Source organism: Granulicella aggregans (assembly GCF_014203275.1).
Taxonomy (GTDB): domain Bacteria; phylum Acidobacteriota; class Terriglobia; order Terriglobales; family Acidobacteriaceae; genus Edaphobacter.
Window position 1 is genome coordinate 52,734 of the sequence record NZ_JACHIP010000004.1, and the last position, 19,827, is coordinate 72,560.

Genomic DNA, 19,827 nt, shown 5'->3' on the forward strand with positions numbered 1-19,827 from the left:
AAACCGCAAACCGCTGCGCTCAGGATGACGGGTCCGGGATGATCGAACGCTCAATGTTCCACGTGGAACATTGGCCTGCCTCTCGAGAGAAATTTCGAGGCGGATGCTAAAGTCCTTTCGAATCCAGCCGACGCACCCTTGCGCACGGCTCCGGCTGCAAATACTTTTCCACACAGGCTTCCCCCGGAACGGGCGTGCTTAGCGGGGATTTCCGCGTTCCACACCTTCTCCACAGCCAAAGGCACTTCTGCACAAGCCGCAGCGTTTGCCAGCCCGAATGCGGCTAGATACGCTTACTTATTCATGTCGAACGCTACGGATACCCCAGAAAAGCCTGCGGAGAGTTCTACGCAGCAAATCAGTGCCAAATCGGACGCGCCGGCCGTCAAGGCGCGCGTCATCGCCGTCGTCAACCAGAAGGGTGGCGTGGGCAAGACGACCACCGCGATTAACCTTGCTGCAGCCTTTGCGCTGGAAGGGCTCCCGACGCTGCTGATCGACTGCGACCCCCAGGCCAACACCACCGGCGGGCTCGGCTTTGGCCGCGATGAGGAGCGGGCAAGTATTTACGATCTGCTGATGGGCGCGCAGCCACTTGACGAGGTAAAGGTGACGACGGAGGTCCCGAACCTGGACCTGGTGCCGGGAAGCAAGAACCTCATCGGGGCCAATATTGAGCTGGTCAATCAGGAACGCCGCGAGTTTCGGCTACGCGATGCGATCGAGGCGGCGCGGACGAAGTATCCGTTTATCCTGCTTGACTGCCCGCCGGCGCTCGACCTTTTGACCCTGAATGCGCTGGTGGCGGCTGATGGGCTGCTGGTGCCGATGCAGGCGGAGTACTTCGCGCTCGAAGGTATCTCGGAGTTGATGAGCACGCTGGATCGGGTGGCGCAGGCGTTCAATCCGGGATTGTCGCTCGAAGGCGTGCTGCTGACGATGTATGACGACCGCACCAATCTCTCGCAGCAGGTGACCGAGAACCTGAAGGGCTTCTTCGGCGACAAGCTGTTCAAGACGACGATTCCGCGGAACATCAGGCTGGCCGAAGCTCCGAGCCACGGCAAGCCGGTGGCGATGTACGACGCTCGGTCTCGTGGCGCGGAGGCGTACCAGGAGCTTGCCATCGAGGTGCTGACGCGCGAGGGCATCGAAAGCCCGAAGATGAAGGAACGCAAGTCCAATGCGACTCCGAAAAAAGAGATGAAGTTCTGGCCTTACAACAAATAGGCCGCGGTGGATCCCAGCCATGGCCAAAGGCGAGCCATGGATGGGGCACCCAATCAGCTGAGGAAGAGAGAGATAGATATGGCGATAGTGAATGATCCAAAGCGCAGGGCGTTGGGCAAGGGACTGGAGTCTCTGCTGCCGAGACGCGAGCCTGCAGCGGTACCGAGAATTCAAGCGGCGGAAGAGACGGCTGCTCCTGTAGTAGCGGTTGCGCCCGTCGGGAAGCCGCTCGAGATCGAGCTGGATAAGATCTCGCGGAATCCTTTCCAGACACGAACTACTTTCGATCCGGAGAAGCTGAAGGAGCTGGCAGCGTCGATCGCGGCGAGCGGCGTAGTGCAGCCGATCGTGGTGCGGGCGCTGGGCGAGGGCAAGTACCAACTCATCACCGGCGAGCGGCGGTGGCTGGCATCGTTCGAGGCGTCGAAGCTGACGATTCCGGCGATCGTGAGCGAAGTCTCGGATGAGCAGGCGATGGAGATGACCATCGTCGAGAACCTGCAGCGCGCCGACCTGAACCCGATGGAACAGGCACGGGCGTACAAGCGGCTCTCGGAAGAGTTCAAGATGAACCAGAACGACATGGCTACGCGCACGGGTATGCCGCGGACGACGGTGACGAACTACATCCGGCTGACCAAGCTGCCGCTGCCGGTGCAGCAGAGGATCGAGTCTGGCGAGTTGAGCTTTGGCCATGCCAAGATTCTGAGCGCGATTGAAGACCCGGATCGGCTGATGTCGGCGGCACTGCGGGTGATTGGGCTGTCAATGTCGGTGCGTCAGACGGAGACTTATGTTCACGGGATTCTGAATCCGGAGTCGAAGGAAAAACAGCAGAAGCTGATCCCAGAGCTCGATCCGAATGTGAAGGAGATCCAGAATCAGATCCAGCAGGCGGTTGGGCTGAAGGTAAAGATCGAGGATAACGAGGGTCGTGGGCGGGTGATCATCGAGTACAAGAAGTTGCATGACTTCGATGCGATTCTGGACGCGCTTGGGGTGAAGCGGTAGTGAGATTTGTGCCGATTTTGGTTACAAATACATTTGCTTGCCTTGATTGAAAGATGGGCAGCCCCGCTTACGCAATCGATGAACACGCAGTAGACTGGGCCATCCGGTTCTTGTTGCTTCGGCTTCGCCCATCTTGCTCCGTGAGGTTCCGCCTGTGTCGATCATGAAGATTTTCTCGTTGCAGTATTTGTTCCTTATTTCGTTACATATTGTTTTGATGGGTTCGCTGGCTGCTCAGACGCCGGCTTCTCCTTCGCCGGGAAGGATTCTGGTGCGGGCTGGGAAGCTGCTGGATGTAAGGACGGGTGCAGAGGCTTCGGGTAAGACGATTGTGGTTACCGGCGACAAGGTGACGGCGATTGCGGATACGGCTTCGATCACTCCGGCGGCTAGTGACGCGGTGATCGACCTGACGAAGTACACGGTGATGCCAGGGCTGATCGACGTGCATACGCACCTGACAGGAGCGAACAACTTCGACCCGGTGTGGGAGCTGACGATGACTCCGGCGAAGGAGGGCATCATCGGCGTGGAGAACGCGAAGGTGACGGTGGAGGCCGGGTTCACGACGGTAAGGAATGTGGGTGCGGGAGCTTACTCCGATGTCGCGCTTAGGGATGAGATCAATGCGGGAAGGATTCCGGGGCCACACATGCAGGTGTCGGGACCGCCGCTTGGAATTACCGGCGGGCACTGCGATGACAACCTGCTGCCGTTCGAGTATCACGCGGTGGGCGATGGAGTCGCGGACGGCATCGCTGCCGTCCAGCAAAAAGTTCGGCAGAACATCAAGTATGGCGCGGACCTGATCAAGATCTGCGCGACGGGTGGGGTGCTGTCGAAGGGCGACGACCCGCAGGCGAGCCAGTACACGCGTGAAGAGATGGTCGCGATTGTGAACGACGCGCATCGGCTGGGGCGGAAGGTGGCGGCTCATGCGCATGGGGCGCAGGGAATTCTGTGGGCAACCGAGGCGGGTGTGGATTCGATTGAGCATGCTTCGTATCTGGATGATGCGGGGATCACGGCGATGAAGGCTCATGGGACTTACCTGGTGCCTACGGCTTATCTGATCGACTGGATGCAGCAGTATGGGAAGCTGCCGGCGATCTATCAGCAGAAGATGAAGGACGTGAGCGCGGTCGAGAAGCAGAACGCGATCAAGGCGATCAAGGCAGGCGTGAAGGTGGCTCTGGGGACGGACGCGGCGGTGTATCCGCATGGGCTGAACGCGCATGAGATCGATGTGTATGTGAACCAGTTTGGGATGACTCCGCTGCAGGGGATACAGACGGGGACGATCAATGCGGCGGACCTGATGGGATGGAGCGATAAGGTCGGCGAATTAACGCCGGGGCACTGGGCCGATGTGATCGCGGTAGAGGGCGATCCGCTGAAGGATGTGAAGGTGCTGCAGGATGTGAAGTTTGTGATGGTGAGTGGCAAGGTGGAGAAGGTGCCGGGGGCGAAGTAAGGGTTGGTTGCTAGGAACCCACGCATGACCAAGTACTCATCGTGGGTGGGTCCCGGCGCTCCGTCACTAAGAAACGACAAAGGCGAGGCAAGCGGGAACATTAGCCCTTGTTGGTTTTCTTTGGCGTACGCCTCAAGCAACTGGCCTTTTAGCGGTAGACTTAGGCGCATTCAAAGCAGCCTTTGCAACCGTCTCGAAGTGCTTCTAGGCCCCTGGGCCTTCGTGGTATTCCTGTTTCATACTATCCACTATGCGTCCTTCTGAAATTAAATCGCTGAGTAAGTCTATCGAGGCAGTGCGCGTCGAAATGGCATCAGTTCGGCAGGATATCCAAAATGTAGTCAGAGCCGCAGGCGATCAGAAAACCGCACAATACGAGTCCTATAAGTCCATAGAAAAAACACTTCAAAGTCTCCCTATAAGCGAGGATGTACGCCAAAATGAGCGCACTGAAGATGACACCAATCAGAGACTTCGACACAGGCAAAACATAAGCGTACAAGTGGTTCTTACTATTGGGACATGGCTTGCTTTCATAGCTGCTGGCATCTACGCCGATATCGCGTGGAAGCAAAAGCGAGTAATGGACGATACATTCGGTGAAATCCAAAAACAAACACTTGCCGCCGAGCAATCGGCTGAGGCTTCGGATAGATCGTCTATCGTGTCCCAAAGGGCTGAAAGGGAGTCCGAGAGGCAAAACGAACTTGCAAGAAGAGATGCCACGGTCGCTAGCGATGCTGCCGCGACGCAGGCGACCCTCTCTCTGAAGGCTACTCAGGATATCGCCAATGCTACGCATGATGCCAGCGAATCCACCATAGCTTCCTCGCAGGCTAGCACCATGGCTTATATATATCCGCATCTTGGCGTAGTCGATGATCTCAAAGAATGCACCATAATGACCGGGTCGCATAATGGACCTAAGAGATGGTGCTTCACCCACTTCAGCTATAAAAACTTTGGTCAGACCCCTGCTTTGAATATAAGGATCACTGGCTTTGTGCGAGATTCTTCCAACACGATCGCTCCTGACCCCGGGCCCAACGACCTTATAGTCTGCATGGGAGCGGCCGATAACACTCTTGCTAAGGATGGGGAAGACCATTGCGAACTTCCCACTCTCGATGTCGATAATGCGGCCATCAACACGATGCTCCTCATCAATCGTTCCATGCCAGACCGCGCCTACTACGTTCGGGGCTTTATAGACTACGACACCATTTATCCCGGTAAACACATTCATAGCCAATTTTGCATGATCTATCACTTGGGCTTTGATCCCGCCCACCCCAAACCCCCACACATGTGTCCAGCAGAAGAAACATTGAAATAGAAGCGCAAGCAGTGTCACGGCAAGCCTAAAACATATTGCCTGACACTGACTGAGGCCTGTCCATGACCAGAGGCTTGTCATAGGCGGAGCAATTGGCTAAGAGCAATTGCCACAGCACATCCTCCGCTTCGCGAAGGATGACAAGGGTTTAAGGTAGTGGCGGAAGAGATGCGGGGATTTGTGGCAGAAAGCTACGGGCGGTATAGGTGATGTGTGATCGCTCGGGGTCCTTCGACTGCGTCCGGCGCAAGTACGCGCCAGACTCCGCTCAGGATGACGGACGTTCGGGAGTGGGTACGTAATGGGCTGGGCCCACTCATCGCGGTGAGGCTGCGATGAATGGGGCACAGGGTCGTGGCACAGGACAGATAGATACGGCGGGTTGGCTAGGGCTTTGGGGCGAGGATGCCTTTGAAGCTGTCGCGATACTGGAGGAAGACCAGTATCCAGAGCAGGCAGGCTACCAGGCCCGGAGCGATGCCGGGGGCGATCGTCAGGTGGAAGGCGAGGATGTTGTAGAGCTCGGCTGCTAACAGGACGAGGGCTAGAGGAACGAAGTAGCCGGAGAGCAGAAGCAGGCCGGCTACCAGTTGCACCGCGAAGAGGAAGACAGCGAAGTGCGAGACGCTGATGGCCGTGAAGAACTGCGCGGCGATCGGGTTCGGCGGTGGCGGCTGGGGGATGAAGTTGAGGAAGCCGTTTGCGCCGAAGACCGTGAACATCAGACCGAGAAGGTAACGCGCTACGAGTGAGGCAATCTTCATGGTGCAGAAACTCCTAAGCAGGATTAGACGATCTGGGCTTGAACCTGGGCGTGGGCCTGAACTGCTTCAAGGTGCGGAGCGAGGAATGTAGCACGGTCGGCTCCACGCATCAAGGCGCTTGCACCCCCGGCGGTGATGACGGTGATCTTGGCGACTCCGAGGAAGCCAAAGACGGCGCGGAGATAGGGCTCGACGTGGTCGTAGGAGGCGAATTGGGTTCCGGCGTCGTAGATACCGCCGCTGGCGATGACGAGAGTCGCCTTCTTGCCGGTGAGCAGGCCCTTGGGGGTGCCGTCGGCGTAGGAGAAGGTCTTGTTGACGCGGGCGATCTGGTCGATCCAGAGCTTGAGGACGGAGGGGACGCTGAAGTTGTGCATGGGCACACCGATGACGTACTCGTCGGCGTCGAAGAGTTCGGCCAGCAGGGAGTCGGAGAGGGTGAGTGTCTCTTTCTGCTCGGCGGTGCGGGAGTCTTCGGGGGTGTAGACGGCACCTACCCACGCGGCGTTGATGGGAGGGATGAAGGTGGAGGTGAGGTCGCGTTCGATGAGGGTGCCGTCGGGGTGCGAGGACTTCCATTGGTCGACGAAGGCCGAGGTGAGCTGGCGGGAGACGGAGTGGCCGTAGAGGGGGCTGGAGTCGATGTGGAGAAGCGTGGGCATGGTGAAACCTCCTATATACGACATATGACGCTTATTCGACATTCGTCGATTCAATAAATCGACAGGTGTCGCGTAAGCATCTATTGCTTCAGAGCGAGTTATGCTCGAAGGTGCGATGGCTCAGGTGATTCAATCCGACACGGCAGTGGAAGCGACCGACCCGCGCATCCTGCGCAGCCGGCGGATGTTGATGGATGCGCTGATCAAGTTGCTGAATGAGAAGGAGTTCGAGGATATCTCGGTGCAGGAGATCGCTGACGCTGCGACTCTGAACCGGGCTACCTTCTATCTGCACTATCCGGATAAGAATGCCTTGCTTCAGGCGATGACGGCGGCGCGGTTTCGGGAGCTGATTGCGCGGCGCGGGCTTTCGTTTACGGATTGTGATGGGGCCCTGAGGGCGATTGCGCTAGGAGTTTGCGACTATCTTTCGGAGACGACGGGGTGCCCGAGCCAGTTGACGAAGATGCCGCTCGAAGGTTCGATCATACCGGCGGTTGAGGGGATGTTTCGCGAGGGCGCGAGCAAGCACGAGGCTCGGCCGGCGGTTGATTCGGAGATGCTGGGGACGGCGGCGGCTTGGGCCATGTTTGGGGCGGCTCGGAGATGGTTGCAGACGCCGGGACGGGTGTCGGCGGAGGAGATGGCGGGTCAGATTGAGGCTATGGTGAAGCCGATTTTGATGAGTGGGGCGGTTTAGAGGTTCCTTGAATCCAACATCTCAGAAGCGGGATGTGGAGCACCCGGCGACCTTGGCGGTAAAGGCAGATTCCCTTCGGGAATGACAAACCAAATGGAAGCGATCACAGACCGAGGTTCGCTCGGAAGATGTGGAAGCGAATGCAAGTAGTCTAGGGATATGAAAGCTAGTGCTTTGGAGTTTCGGCTGCGGTTTTTGGTGCATGGGGTGATCTATGTGCTGGGGTTTACTGCGCCATGGAATTATCTGTTGAACAAGGGTGGGGTGGCGGCGGGGTTCTGGTCGGGGAAGGCTATCTGGCTGCCGGCGGCGCTGGCGATTGAGCGGGCGGGATGGACTTCGCTGACGGGCGCGGCAAATCTGCTGCTGGCGCTGGGGATCTTCTTTGCGCTGGCGGGCGCGGCGCTTCGGACGTGGGGAGCGGCGTACATCGGGTCAGCGGTGGTGAAGGATGGCGGGATGCATGATGCTTCCGCCCTTAACGCTGACCAGACTACTGCTGCGGGCGTGGTGGCGGATGGGCCCTACCGGTATATGCGGAACCCGCTTTATGTGGGGACGATGCTGCATACGCTGGCGGTGACTCTGTTGATGCCGCTTAGTGGGGCGGTATTTGTCGTCGTGGCGATTGCTATCGAACAGATGCGATTGATTGGTGGGGAAGAAGCGTTTCTTGAGGGGAATCTGGGGGAGCGGTATCTCGAGTACAAGCGGCTGGTGCCTCGGATTGTGCCTTCGTTGAGGGCTCGGGTGATGGGTTCGGGGGTACGGCCGTCGTGGGGGATGGCGGTGCTGGGCGAGGTTTACTTCTGGGGAGTGGCGGTGGCGTTCGCGAGTGTGGGGATGCGGTATAACGCTCTGCTGGTGATCCAGGGAGTGGTGGTGGCGTTCGGGGCTTCGCTGGTGGCGAGAGCGTTTGTGCCGCGGGTGGTTGCGGCTTGAGGAATTTGTGGCGGACCCACTCATCGCGTAAAACAAAGGCGCGATGAATGGGGCACAGGATGGCGGCTAAGTTGGAAGCAAGTCAGCTTCGCCGATTGCTGTGGGACGTAGTATTCTCTGCTCATCTCACTGGGAGCTGTGCTTTATCCCCTCATGCGAATACATTTTTGTCGAGTTCTAGTCGCTGATTTCGAACTTCTTTTTATTTCTTTGAAACTTGCAGGAGCTATCCGGATATTGGCTTATGGCCAGTAGGGCGGAGTTAGTTCGCTCATGGGTTGATGGGTTACGGTGGGGCCTGGTGTTGCTGGCTGCGGGTGCGCCAGGGGCGTGGGCGCAGGTGACCATTCATGTGCCTGCGGATCACCCGACGATCCAGGCGGGGATCAACGCGGCGAGCAATGGGGACACGGTGCTGGTCGCGCCCGGAATTTACAACGAAAGTATCGACTTTGGAGGCAAGGCGATCACTGTGACCAGTGGAGCGACCAGCTACGCGGGGGCGTCAGCCACGATCATCAACAGCGTCGCCGGCGGATCTGCGGTTAATTTTGGGTCTGGAGAGGGATTGAACTCAGTTCTAAACGGGTTCACGATTCAGAACGGGCATGTTGATTCTGGCGTGAATTATGGAGGTGCGGGTGTCGAAACCAACGGCGCTTCGCCTACGGTCACGAACAACATTGTTCAAAAGAACGGCTGCGGCATCATCGTAGTAAATCAGAGCAGCCCGCTCATCGAGAACAACGATATTCGCCAGAATCCAGCCACCCTCTCCGGTGGGGGGGGGATGCACCGTTCTGTCAGGTACTAGTTCGACAGTCACTTTATCGGTTCCAGGCGGCGGTCTGAGCACGATCAATGCTGGAAATGTGCAGATCATCGGTAATGTGATCGAAGAAAATTCATCCATCAGCACGGGTTCGGGAGTGTTGCTCGTATCTGGCAAATCGGTTCTCTTCCAAAGCAATATCGTTCGAAACAATCAGTTTGGGGAACCCAACTACTCTGGAGATGGCAACACCGGCCTAGATTTGCTCCTCGACAATGGGATGAGTCTTACCATGGTGCAGAATCTCTTTTACGGGAATGCAGGGGGAAATGCGCAGTTAGACGGGTCGTATTTCCAGAATGTCCCCACAACTGTCATCGAGACAAACAACACCATCTATGGCCTTGGAGAAGTCATAAGTTTCACATTTGGCGTATCAACGATCACGAACAATATTTTTTTCGGTGACGGGAGTGCTCTCGCGTGTAACGGTGTGACCGGACCGGTGACTGTAGATCATAACGATATTTATCTCCCTCAAGGCACCCAAGGTTATCCATGCACATTAGGCCCAGGGAGTATTTCTGTTGATCCTCAGTTCGTAGACGCCTCGTTGGACGACTTCCATACGCAGCCAACGTCGCCCGTTGTTGCTGCAGGAGACATCAACGCTCCGCAAGTTCCTCCTGCGGACCTCGATGCGAAGGCGCGGACGGTGTGCGGGACCATTGATATGGGGGTGTATGAAGTGCGCCCGCATCCGCCGATTGCGCTAACTTCCTCTCCGAACCCTTCGGTGGGCGGGAGCGATGTGACCTTTACGGCGACGCTGACCGGTAACTGCAATGTGCCAACGGGTGTGGTGACGTTTCTGGATGGAACGACCGTGCTTGGCACAGGCGCCCTGAACGGTAGCGCGGTGGCGACTTACGTCACGTCGGCGCTGACGGTGGGAAGCCACAACATCACCGCGACCTATGCGGGCGACTTCAACTTCGATGCCAGCACCTCAAAACTGGTGGTGCAGGTGGTGACCGGGTATCCGACCGCGACGACGCTGACGGTATCGCCGAACCCGGCGGCGGCGTTTCAAACAATCACGCTGAGCTCTGACGTATCGTCGCAATTCGGGTCGCCGACGGGGACGGTGGCGTTCTTTGCCGGGACGACGCTGCTGGCGAATGCCACGGTGAACAGCAGCGGGTTGGCGACGGCGACGATCAACACGCTGGGGGCTGGGAGCTACAACATCTCGGCGGTGTACCAGGCGACGACGAACTTCGCTTCGAGCCGATCGCCGGTGGTGGTTGAGGTGGTGAATGGAGCGCCGACGACGCCGGTGCTGACCTCTTCCCTGAATCCTTCGGCGTTCGGGCAGAGTGTGACGTTTACGACCAAGGTTGCGGCGACGAGTTCGACGGGGTCGCCTGCGGGGACGGTGAACTTTCTCGATGGGACGGCAGTGCTGGGGACGGTGACGGTCTCGGCTGCTGGCAATGCGAGCTTCAGCACGAGTTCGCTGGCGCTGGGGAGTCATACGGTGACGGCGGTGTATGGCGGCTCGGGGAATTTCGACACGAGCACTTCGAACACGGTGATGCAGGTGGTGACGCCGGTGGGGACGAGCGTTGCGTTGTCAGTGACACCGAATCCGGCGAACTTTGGGCAGACGGTGACGCTGACGGCGAGTGTCCTGACGGGCGTCAGTGGAGTTGCGGCGGCTTCGGGGAACGTGGTCTTTGCGGACCAGGGTGGCGTGTTAGGGAGCACGGCGATTGTGGCCGGGACGGCTACGTTTACGACGAGTTCGCTGAGCATTGGCACGCACAGCATCACGGCAAGTTATGTGGGGGGAGCGGAGTATGCGGGCGCGGTCTCGGCGGCTGTGGCCGAGGTGATTCAGAGCTACGACTTTTCGGTGAGCGTGACGCCGAATACGGTGACGATTCCTTCGGGTGACTACGCGGTAATGAGCGTGTCGGTGTCGCCGATTGGAGGGTACAAAGGGACGGTGACGCTGAGCTGCTCGGGAGTTCCGGTGAACGCACAGTGTGTCTTTCAGCCGGGGGCGACGGTATCTTTGGCTGCTGGAGCGGTGGGCGAAAAGATGGTCTTCGACACAAGCCAGTTGTTTGAGTCGGGGACGCAAGTGGGAACGATTGCTGGGCGGAGTGGGCCGGTGCTGGCGATGATGTTCTTCCCGGTGCTGGCGTTGCTGGGGAGACGGAAGTGGAAGCTGCTGAGCTTGATTGCGGTGGTTGGACTGTTTGGGCTGCAGGGGTGCAGCGGGAAGCTGCCGGGGTCTACGCCGCCGGGGAGCTACCCGGTGACGGTGACGGCGAGCGATGGAGCAAGCGGCCTGTCGCACTCAGTGGGGATGACGGTGCGGGTGGGAGAGTGAAGACGTTGATGGTTTGTATATCGGACCCGGAGTGAAGGAAGCGCCGCGGATATGGCTGATGGTGGTGCGGTGGCTCTATTCCCACCCATGGCCAGCTGCGAGCCATGGGTGGGGCGTCCGTCGCTTCGGTCGAGATGACGTTCCTTTGGGAATAAGCCGCGTCGGCTGAAGTCAGGAGTTTGCTGGCTTGGGCTCTGCGTCTGCTTCGATGAGGGGTGGGACTGGAGTTTCGGGGGTCAGGGCGGGCTTGCGTTTGTGCCAGTCTGTGGCTTGCTGGAAGGCATAGGCGAGTGCGAGGACCTTGCCTTCGGAGAAGTGAGGACCGGCGATCATCAGGCCAACGGGAAGGCCGCTCTTCGAGAAGCCGCAGGGGAGCGTCAGCGCGGGAACTCCGTAGACATCGAAGGGTGCGGTGTTGTAGCAGCCTGATGTGGGATCGAAGAAGTCATAGGCCTTCTTGGGCTTGCGATCGCTCATCTCTACCTTCAATGAGTCTTTGAGGGACTTAGGCAGGCTGGTGGTGGTGGGCATGACGACCAGGTCGATCTCTTTGAAAGCGGCGTCGACGTGGCGGCGGATCATGGCGAGCGTGTAGTGAGCGTTCGAGCTGTCGGAGGCGGTCGCGGGCGTGAGGATGGACTTCATGTCGCCGAGGGTGGGAGGCATGTAGTTCATGCCGGATTGCTTGATGAGCGGCTCGTGATAGGCGGCGGTGTCGCCGATGGCGTTGAAGAAGTTTTCGCCCTCGGGCATGGCAGGGAGCGGAGCGTGAGAGGTGATGCCGCGGGTGAGCTTGCTGAGAACTAGGACCGCGGCGGCTACGATTTCTGCTACTTCGGGTTCTAGGTGATCGTAGTACTCGACCGGTGCGCCTAGACGGAAGCTGGAAACGGGCTGGTTCATGAGCTTGAAGTAGTCCTGCTTCGGGGCTTGGACGCTGAAGGGGTCCTGATTGTCGTAGCCTGCTAGCTCGGTCAGCATGAGGGCTACGTCTTCGACGGTGCGGGCCATGGGGCCGCAGTGGTCAAGCGAGGCCAGGCAGGGGATGATGCCGCGAATGGAGACCAGGCCGGTGGTGGGCTTGATGCCGACGATGCCGCACCAGGAGGAGGGCACGCGGATGCTGCCTCCAGTGTCGGTGCCGAGGGCGCCGTAGCAGAGGTCGGCGGCGACGGCGGCGCCTGAGCCAGCGGAGCTGCCGCCGGTGACGAGCTCGAGGTTCCAGGGATTGCGCGAGGGGCCGAAGTAGGATACGTCGCCGGTGCAGCCGAGGGCGAACTCGTGAAGGTTGACCTTGCCGAGGATGACTGCGCCGGAGGCTACGAGCTTCGTCACTACTTCTGCGTCTTCGGTGGGGACGCGGGTGCGGAACATCGGGCTGGCGGCAGTGGTGCGGGTGCCAGCGGTGTCGATGTTGTCCTTGAGGGCGATGGGGATGCCGTGGAGCGGGCTGCGAAACTTTCCCGCTTTCGCCTCTTCGTCCAGCTGCGCGGCCTGCTTCAGGGCTTCCGTGGCCATGAGGGTGACGTAGGAGTTCACCTTGGGGTCGTAGATGGCGATGCGGGCGAGAAGCGCTTTGGTTAACTGCGTCGAGGTGACGGTGCGATTGCGGATGCGGGTCGATGCTTCGAGTAGGGTGAGGCTGGTTAGGTCGTCGCTTAGGGCTTCAGACGCGGATAGCGGGTTAGGTGAGGCGGAGAATAGGCCTCCGATGGCGAGGGTGCTGCCGCACAGGGTGGTGAAGTCGCGTCGAGAGAGCTTTTTCATGGACCGCCTTTGAGTTTGTGATGACTTAGAGTCTCTGCTTCGGGAGCGTGACGCAAGGGGGAATGCTGGTGAGGTGTGCGTTTTACGATCCCACCCATGACCAAAGGCGCGTCATGGATGGGGCACCCGATTCCTCGTGGCGATGGCAACGCTTAAAGGCAAACGCAGATCCCCTTCGGGGATGACAAATAAAAAGAAGTAAGGATGACAAACTAGTGGGGAGGATTCTTTATGCAGATTGGGATTGATAGTTTTGCGGCGGTGATCTCGGAGCCGGGTGGGGTGGCGATGTCGGCGGGGCAGAGGATTGCGAATCTGCTGGAAGAGATTGAGATGGCCGATCAGGTGGGGTTGGATACGTTTGGGATTGGGGAACATCATCGGGAGGAGTTTCTGGACTCGGCTCCGGTGGTGCTGCTGGCGGCGGCGGCGCGGACTAAGCGGATTACGCTGACGAGTGCTGTGACGGTGTTGAGCGCGGCTGACCCGGTGAGGGTGTTTCAGGAGTTTGCGACGCTCGACCTGGTGTCGAAGGGGCGGGCGGAGATGGTGGTGGGGCGGGGGTCGTTTGGCGAGGCTTATCCGCTTTTTGGGATGAAGTTCGAGGACTATGACTCGTTGTTTGAGGAGAAGCTGGAGCTGCTGCTGGAGGTGCGCGACAACGTGCATGTGGAATGGGCGGGCAAGCATCGGGCGGCGTTAACCGGGCAGGGAGTGTATCCGCGGCCCATTCAGGAGAAGCTACCGATCTGGGTTGGAGTGGGTGGGACGCCGGCTTCGTTTGCTCGCGCCGGGGCGTTGGGGCTGCCGCTGATGGTGGCGATTATTGGCGGGGAGCCGCATCGCTTCGCGCCGCTGATTGAGCTTTATCGCGAAGCGGGGCGTCGGGCTGGGGTTCCGGCTGGTGAGTTGAAGGTGGGGCTGCATCAGTTCGGGTTTGTTGGAGAAACATCTCAAGGAGCTTCGGATGAGTTTTGGCCCGGGCATGAGCGGATGTTCACGCACATCGGCAAGGAGCGTGGGTGGCCGCCGACTACTCGGGAGAACTTTGAGGCTACGCGGGGGAGACCGGGGCTTACCTGATTGGGACTGCGGAGGAGATTGTGGAGAAGATTCTGCGGGAGAATGAGGCTCTGGGTGGGCTGGCGAGGATTACGTTCCAGATGACGAATGTGGCGTTGGAGCATAAGCAGATGTTGAAGTCGATTGAGATGCTGGGGACGAAGGTGGCTCCTATGGTGAGGAAGGCTCTGGGTGTTTCGGTTTGAAAAAGACCGCTGGGATAGGGTTTACGTCCCACCCATGACCAAAGGCGTGTCATGGATGGGGCACCCGGGCGTTGTCCAGGAAAAGTACCTTGGCCGAAAGGGGCGAACGGTCTGGGTTCAGTAAAAAGTTCGTCGGGGTCCTCACTCCGTTCCGGATGACGGCAAAGACTTGTGGCGAAAGGCTACCGGCAGACGAGGGGACTCTCGCGGCGAAGCTACCAGGTGATGTAGACGCCCTTCTTGATCCATTGCGAGTTGGTTAGCTGGAGCATCATGAAGTCGGCTACGTCGGAGCGGGAGATGCTTGAACCGTTATGGGGGAGAGCGTCGGGGTCGATGCGGTAGTGGCCCTTGGCGGGGCCGCCGGTGAGCATGGGGGGCATGACCATGGTCCAATCGAGATTGCTGTGGGAGAGGATGGCGTACTGGAAGATCTGGGAGGCTACCGGATACTTGAGGAAGACGTTGTAGACGATCTTCTGGACGATCCAGCGACGCCAGGAAGCCTGCTTGTCGAGTGAGTTGGGGAGAGCTCCCGCGGAGCCGAGGGCGATGAGACGACTGGGGCCGTACTGCTCCATGGCGGCGGTGATGAGGGGCATGGCGCGTTCGAGGACGTCCTCTTTTTTGAACGGCGAGTGAGCGCCGAGGGCGGAGAAGACGGCGTCGGTATCGCGGAGAGTCGCGGAGATGGCGGCCGGATCGAAGACGCTGCCTTCGACGACGCGACAGCGGGCGGCGTAGGGGAACTTTTTGGGTTCTCGGACCAGGGCGGAGACGGTGTGACCGGCGGCCAGGGCGCGGCCGGTGAGAAGTGAGCCGGTGCGGCCATTGGCTCCGAAGATGGCGATGTGCATGGGAGGACTCCTGAGACTGGGGTGCTGCTGGGTTCGATGCCGATTATCCACTGGGCACAAGGCCGGCTGTTCAAAAAAGAGGCTTGGTAAGGTGTTCATTCTTTGAATACTTGGGAAATATTCCCACGATACGAACGTTTCTTCTTCGCGGCTGTGCGAAAGCCATTGTGCGGAAGTGGGATAAGGGAGGACGGATGGGGGATTGGCAGCCGGGTAATCCGATGCTTGCGATTGGGATCAACCGGATTTGTAAAACGGGACAGAGGCGGATGTCGTTGAATCAGTTGGGCGTTGGCTGAGTTTCCACATTTCCAGCGTGAACGACTACTGCTACTAGTATTTGTCTCTCTTTTATCTAGTTTCTTAGAAGCAGTCGCCGGGGTGGAGTTTGTAGAGGTTCGAGAAGCCACCGTGGCGGGTATTTGTGGCAGCCCACCCATGGCCAAGTGCGAGCCATGGGTGGGGCACCCGACTTCGTGCCTGATCCCTCTCGTGTTTGTGGCGAGCAGGGCGCGACGGACGCGGGGTTCACAGAGCTGCATGGGATTTGCACAAAGTTTGTTGTCGCTTGTGAGGGAGGTAAACCCTAGAATCAGGAGGATAGGCAACTGACGATGCGATGCATCAAAGAGAGTGCACGGTTTGGCCTCTTCGGTGTAGAGTTTTTGCAAGCGGCCACAGTACGAACGAGTTACGCGATTGATGGAATTGGAGACAGAGACCGTGATAGATGCTACCGAGGATGTTGCCAAGGATTCTGGTAAGGAGACTGGGATGACGACCGCCGCGGCACCAACCGGCAACCTTGAGATCACCGTTTCGCGGGCGGAGTTGCTGCGGGAGTTGACGGCGGCGCAGAGTGTTGTGGAGCGGAAGACGACGATCCCGATCCTTTCGAACTTTCTGTTCGAGGCGACGGTGGGCGAGGGAGAGACGGCCGGGCGGCTGACGATTACCGCGACCGATCTGGACCAGAGCCTGCGGACGAGTTGCGCGGCGAAGGTGAAGAAGCCGGGCGCGTGCACGATTCCGGCGCGCAAGCTTTACGACTACATCAAGCTGCTGCCCGAGGGCGAGATCTCGATCAAGCTGATGGACAACCACTGGGTGCAGATTCGGGCGGGTCGGTCGAATACGAAGATGGTCGGCATGGCGCGCGCGAACTTCCCGCAGGTGCCCGAGTTCCCTGCTTCTGGAGCGTACAAGATCGCGGTGCCTTCGCTGAAGAACATGGTGTCGAAGACGATCTTCGCCATTTCGAACGAGGAGAGCCGGTACACGCTGAACGGCGCGCTGCTGGTGCTGAAGGCGGAGTCGATGGCGATGGTGGCGACGGATGGCCACCGGCTGGCGCATATCGAGAAGACGGGCGAGACGCTTGAGGGGATCTCGGGCGAGAAGAAGACGCTGATCCCGAGGAAGGCGCTGGCGGAGATCGCTTCCCTGCTGGGTTCGACCGATGCGGAGACGCTGGACTTTGCGGATGATGACCAGACGCTGTTCTTCAAGATTGGCGGGCGGGTGCTTACGAGCCGCAAGCTGACAGGACAGTTCCCGAACTATGAGGCGGTTCTTCCTCGCGAAAACACCAAATTCGTCATCGTTCGGTCGGAAGACCTGATGGCCGCGATTCAGCGTGTGGCGCAGTTTGCGGATGAGCGCTCGGGTGCGATCAAGATCCGGCTGGAGCAGAACGAGTTGAAGCTGTCTTCATCTTCTACGGATGCGGGTGAGTCGGAAGATACGATCGAGACGCCTTATAACTATGACCCGCTCGTGGTGGGTTTCAACAGCCAGTATCTGATCGACTTTTTGAAGGCGATTGGGACGCAGGGCGAGGTTCGGCTGGAGTTCAAGGACGCGCAGAGTGCGGGGCAGATGCGGCCGGAAGATGGCAATGAGGATGTGAAATATCGGTATATCTTGATGCCGATGCGGATTTGATTTTTCTACGTCGAAGTTAAAGAGGCGGCCCCTTGTGGGCCGCCTCTTCTGTTTGTGTGAGGTCAGAGGATAAGCTGTGCAAAAAAATCCGGGTCGCGCTTCGCGCGAAGCGGGCGCACGGGGATTGCGATGGTCACCGCCGGCTGAAGCCCGCTACTACTCCGGGATTGACCTATAGCAGGGTTCGGAGGAGCCGGGATGCTTACGGATGCTCCCTTTCGAATGCTGAAAGCGTCTACTTATGCAGAGGTTTTTATGTTTAAGTCGCTGGCAATTGCTTCCTCCCTACTTGTTACAGCTGCGGGCGTGATGTCTGCACAGACTGCTGATTTGACTGGATCCGCGGCGACGCAATCGCCAGCCCCTGTTGTTCGGGCGTATCAGGCTAACCCTGCGCCACCTGCACCTCCTCAGCCTCCTGCTCCTCCAACGCCGCCCGTGGCTCCGGATGCGAACCAGGGGCCCTATTCACAGTCGGGACAGGGTCCGAATCAGGGGCAGTGGGACAGCCGTGGGCCGATGGTAAGGCGGGGACGGTATCGGCAGGATGATGGGCAGGAGGCGATGCAGCGGCCGGCACCGATTCAGGACTCGCAGCCGGTGGCTGGAGTTTGGCTGCGGTCGCGGTCGACGAGCGTGGTGAGGACGATCTCGGCTACGCCGCAGGGGACGGAGATTCGGGTGGAGAAGGGTGTGCTGAATGTGAGCGTGCACCAGCCGTCGCAGCACATTGCGATACTGGTCGACCTGCCGGGAGGACAGACTTCCCTGCTGAAGGATGGGCTGTATACGTTCAACGCGGATACGAATACGGTGCGGGTGCTGCGTGGAGAGGCTGCGGCGTTTCCTGCCCTGAACGGTCATCCTGAAGCGACTCCGGTCTCTGCCGATGGCAAGGGCGGGCGTGACTCTCGCGATAAGGGGATCAAGGTGAAGGAGGACCATCAGCTCTCGTTCGTGATGTCGACGGTTCCAGGAGCGGAGCGGATCAAGTCGGTGGAGGCTTATCCGTATGAGTTGGCGACGGATTTGCTGCCGGCTGGAGGGGATGGGCGGCAGTATGCGAACGTCTCCGGGGAGGATGGGCCCTATGGGTATGGTTATGGGGGTGGATATCCTTATGGGTACTACCCGGGCTACTACGGGTTCGGCTATCCGTATGGATACGGTATTGGGATTGGGTACTACGGCGGATTTGGCGGTGGATACCGGGGTGGGTATCGCGGCGGGTTTCGGCGGTAGATAAAGCGGTTCGTGCTTCGCACGAATGTCCCACCCATGGCCAAAAGCGAGCCATGGGTGGGGCACCCGGCACCCGGCGGGTGGATACGGCTATCCGGATGGCTATTATCCCGGGTACTACGGCTTTGGGTATCCGTATGGATATGGGATCGGGATCGGGTACTACGGCGGATTTGGTGGCGGATACCGGGGTGGGTATCGAGGACGATTTCGGGGGTAGACGGCATCCGGAGGGCACGCCTGTGACGATTCCGAGCCGAAAGATCTGGGATATCGGGGCGGGATGATCGGGCTCGCGGGTCCTTCGACTGCGTCTGGCGCGAAGTGCGCGCCAGACTTCGCTCAGGATGACGGAGTTGTGGGGGGAAGGCGGCGATAGACTGGAGGGATGAATTTTCCAGTTACGCGGTTGAGGCGGTTGAGGAAGACGGAGGCGATGCGGTCGCTGGTGAGGGAGACGCATCTGCGGCCGGAGATGTTGATCTATCCGCTGTTTATCTGCCCGGGTGAGGGTGTGCGGAAGCAGATCTTGTCGATGCCGGGGGTGTTCAATCTCTCGGTGGACGAGGCGGTGAAGGAGGCGGCGGAGTGTGCGGCGCTGGGGATTGGCGGGGTGCTGCTATTCGGGCTGCCAGAGGCAAAGGACGAGCAGGGTTCGGGCGCGTGGGATGCGGATGGGATCACGCAGCGGGCTCTGAGGGCGATGAAGGCGGACAAGATGCTGGACTCGCTGGTGCTGATTGCGGATGTCTGTTTGTGTGAGTACACGTCGCATGGGCATTGCGGGTTGATCGCGCGCGATGGTGAGCATTACGCGATTGAGAATGATTCGAGTGTGGCGCTGATTGCGAAGGCGGCGGCTTCGCTGGCCGTCGCCGGCGCCGACATCGTTGCGCCTTCCGACATGATGGATGGGCGGGTGGAGGCGATTCGGACGGCGCTTGATGCTGCCGGGAAGCAGGACACGCCCATCATGAGCTATGCGGCGAAGTTCGCTTCGGCATTCTATGGGCCGTTTCGCGAGGCGGCGGATTCTGCGCCGCAGTTCGGGGATCGCAAGACGTATCAGATGGATGGGGCGAATCTGCGCGAGGCGATGCGCGAGATCGACCAGGATGTGGCCGAGGGGGCGGACATGGTGCTGATGAAGCCGGCAGGGCCTTACCTGGATGTGATTCGGGCGACTCGGGAGAGGTTTGATTTGCCAATGGGGGCTTATCAGGTGTCGGGGGAGTACTCGATGCTGCATGCTGCGTTTGAACGCGGGTGGCTTGAGCCGGAGCGGGCGATGATGGAGTCGCTGCTGAGTATACGGAGGGCCGGGGCGGACTTTATTGTGACTTACTTTGCTAAGGATGCGGCGCGGGTGTTGGGGTGAGGTTCCGTGGCGGCCCACCCATGGCTAAAGGCGAGCCATGGGTGGGGCACCCGATTTATGGGGTGAAAGGTACGGGCGG

Annotated in this window: 18 protein-coding genes; 14 read left to right on the plus strand and 4 right to left on the minus strand. The window is 59.3% G+C overall.

Features of this window, described 5'->3' with window-relative positions; all coding sequences use genetic code 11:
* Window positions 1-303 precede the first annotated feature (303 nt).
* The 4 genes from HDF16_RS14025 (at window position 304) to HDF16_RS14040 (ending at window position 5,051) form a co-directional block, all read left to right on the plus strand.
* Window positions 304-1,230, plus strand: a complete 927-nt coding sequence (locus HDF16_RS14025; RefSeq protein ID WP_184217671.1) for a ParA family protein — start codon at window positions 304-306, stop codon at window positions 1,228-1,230.
* 78 nt (window positions 1,231-1,308) lie between these two features.
* Window positions 1,309-2,241 (plus strand): ParB/RepB/Spo0J family partition protein, encoded by a 933-nt coding sequence (locus HDF16_RS14030; protein ID WP_184217673.1) that lies wholly within the window; start codon window positions 1,309-1,311, stop codon window positions 2,239-2,241.
* Between the two features lie 163 nt (window positions 2,242-2,404).
* Window positions 2,405-3,715, plus strand: coding sequence for a metal-dependent hydrolase family protein (locus HDF16_RS14035; RefSeq protein WP_184217675.1), 1,311 nt, complete (start codon window positions 2,405-2,407; stop codon window positions 3,713-3,715).
* Between the two features lie 250 nt (window positions 3,716-3,965).
* Window positions 3,966-5,051 (plus strand): hypothetical protein, encoded by a 1,086-nt coding sequence (locus HDF16_RS14040; RefSeq protein ID WP_184217677.1) that lies wholly within the window; start codon window positions 3,966-3,968, stop codon window positions 5,049-5,051.
* Between the two features lie 386 nt (window positions 5,052-5,437).
* On the opposite strand, the gene HDF16_RS14045 is transcribed toward HDF16_RS14040, so the two are convergent.
* Both HDF16_RS14045 and HDF16_RS14050 read right to left on the minus strand, forming a co-directional pair.
* Window positions 5,438-5,815, minus strand: coding sequence for a DoxX family membrane protein (locus tag HDF16_RS14045; protein ID WP_184217679.1), 378 nt, complete (start codon window positions 5,813-5,815; stop codon window positions 5,438-5,440).
* Between the two features lie 23 nt (window positions 5,816-5,838).
* The gene (locus HDF16_RS14050; RefSeq protein WP_184217681.1) at window positions 5,839-6,477 is read right to left on the minus strand and encodes an FMN-dependent NADH-azoreductase; all 639 of its coding nucleotides are present in this window, start codon (window positions 6,475-6,477) and stop codon (window positions 5,839-5,841) included.
* Window positions 6,478-6,577: 100 nt separating this feature from the next.
* Between HDF16_RS14050 and HDF16_RS14055 the strand changes: the two genes are divergently transcribed.
* The 4 genes from HDF16_RS14055 to HDF16_RS14070 all read left to right on the plus strand — a co-directional run bounded on the left by HDF16_RS14055 (window position 6,578) and on the right by HDF16_RS14070 (window position 11,292).
* The gene (locus tag HDF16_RS14055; protein ID WP_246409102.1) at window positions 6,578-7,177 is read left to right on the plus strand and encodes a TetR/AcrR family transcriptional regulator; all 600 of its coding nucleotides are present in this window, start codon (window positions 6,578-6,580) and stop codon (window positions 7,175-7,177) included.
* A gap of 159 nt (window positions 7,178-7,336) precedes the next feature.
* Window positions 7,337-8,119, plus strand: a complete 783-nt coding sequence (locus tag HDF16_RS14060; protein WP_184217685.1) for a methyltransferase family protein — start codon at window positions 7,337-7,339, stop codon at window positions 8,117-8,119.
* 244 nt (window positions 8,120-8,363) lie between these two features.
* Window positions 8,364-8,933 carry a hypothetical protein gene (locus HDF16_RS14065; RefSeq protein WP_184217687.1) on the plus strand — a complete coding sequence of 190 codons (570 nt, stop codon included), beginning with the start codon at window positions 8,364-8,366 and terminating at the stop codon, window positions 8,931-8,933.
* Window positions 8,934-8,991: 58 nt separating this feature from the next.
* On the plus strand, window positions 8,992-11,292 hold the full coding sequence (locus HDF16_RS14070; RefSeq protein WP_184217688.1) for an Ig-like domain repeat protein: 2,301 nt from the start codon (window positions 8,992-8,994) through the stop codon (window positions 11,290-11,292).
* 171 nt (window positions 11,293-11,463) lie between these two features.
* On the opposite strand, the gene HDF16_RS14075 is transcribed toward HDF16_RS14070, so the two are convergent.
* Window positions 11,464-13,059 (minus strand): amidase, encoded by a 1,596-nt coding sequence (locus HDF16_RS14075; protein ID WP_184217690.1) that lies wholly within the window; start codon window positions 13,057-13,059, stop codon window positions 11,464-11,466.
* A 231-nt stretch (window positions 13,060-13,290) separates the two neighbouring features.
* On the opposite strand from HDF16_RS14075, the gene HDF16_RS14080 reads away from it, so the two are divergent.
* Together HDF16_RS14080 and HDF16_RS30670 are read left to right on the plus strand one after the other, a co-directional pair.
* Complete coding sequence (locus tag HDF16_RS14080; RefSeq protein ID WP_246409103.1) at window positions 13,291-14,142, plus strand: LLM class flavin-dependent oxidoreductase; 852 nt, start codon at window positions 13,291-13,293, stop codon at window positions 14,140-14,142.
* A 20-nt stretch (window positions 14,143-14,162) separates the two neighbouring features.
* Window positions 14,163-14,327 carry a hypothetical protein gene (locus HDF16_RS30670; protein WP_246409104.1) on the plus strand — a complete coding sequence of 55 codons (165 nt, stop codon included), beginning with the start codon at window positions 14,163-14,165 and terminating at the stop codon, window positions 14,325-14,327.
* Window positions 14,328-14,542: 215 nt separating this feature from the next.
* Here HDF16_RS30670 and HDF16_RS14085 read toward each other — a convergent pair whose 3' ends face one another.
* Window positions 14,543-15,184, minus strand: coding sequence for an NAD(P)-dependent oxidoreductase (locus HDF16_RS14085; RefSeq protein ID WP_184217692.1), 642 nt, complete (start codon window positions 15,182-15,184; stop codon window positions 14,543-14,545).
* 774 nt (window positions 15,185-15,958) lie between these two features.
* On the opposite strand from HDF16_RS14085, the gene dnaN reads away from it, so the two are divergent.
* The 4 genes from dnaN to hemB all read left to right on the plus strand — a co-directional run bounded on the left by dnaN (window position 15,959) and on the right by hemB (window position 19,748).
* Window positions 15,959-17,128, plus strand: a complete 1,170-nt coding sequence (dnaN, locus tag HDF16_RS14090; RefSeq protein WP_184217694.1) for a DNA polymerase III subunit beta — start codon at window positions 15,959-15,961, stop codon at window positions 17,126-17,128.
* A gap of 255 nt (window positions 17,129-17,383) precedes the next feature.
* Entirely contained in the window at window positions 17,384-18,370 is a 987-nt protein-coding gene (locus HDF16_RS14095; RefSeq protein ID WP_221312767.1) for a hypothetical protein, read from the plus strand.
* A 98-nt stretch (window positions 18,371-18,468) separates the two neighbouring features.
* The gene (locus HDF16_RS14100) at window positions 18,469-18,657 is read left to right on the plus strand and encodes a hypothetical protein (protein ID WP_184217698.1); all 189 of its coding nucleotides are present in this window, start codon (window positions 18,469-18,471) and stop codon (window positions 18,655-18,657) included.
* A gap of 101 nt (window positions 18,658-18,758) precedes the next feature.
* The gene (gene hemB, locus HDF16_RS14105; protein WP_184217700.1) at window positions 18,759-19,748 is read left to right on the plus strand and encodes a porphobilinogen synthase; all 990 of its coding nucleotides are present in this window, start codon (window positions 18,759-18,761) and stop codon (window positions 19,746-19,748) included.
* The last annotated feature ends 79 nt before the right edge of the window (window positions 19,749-19,827 follow it).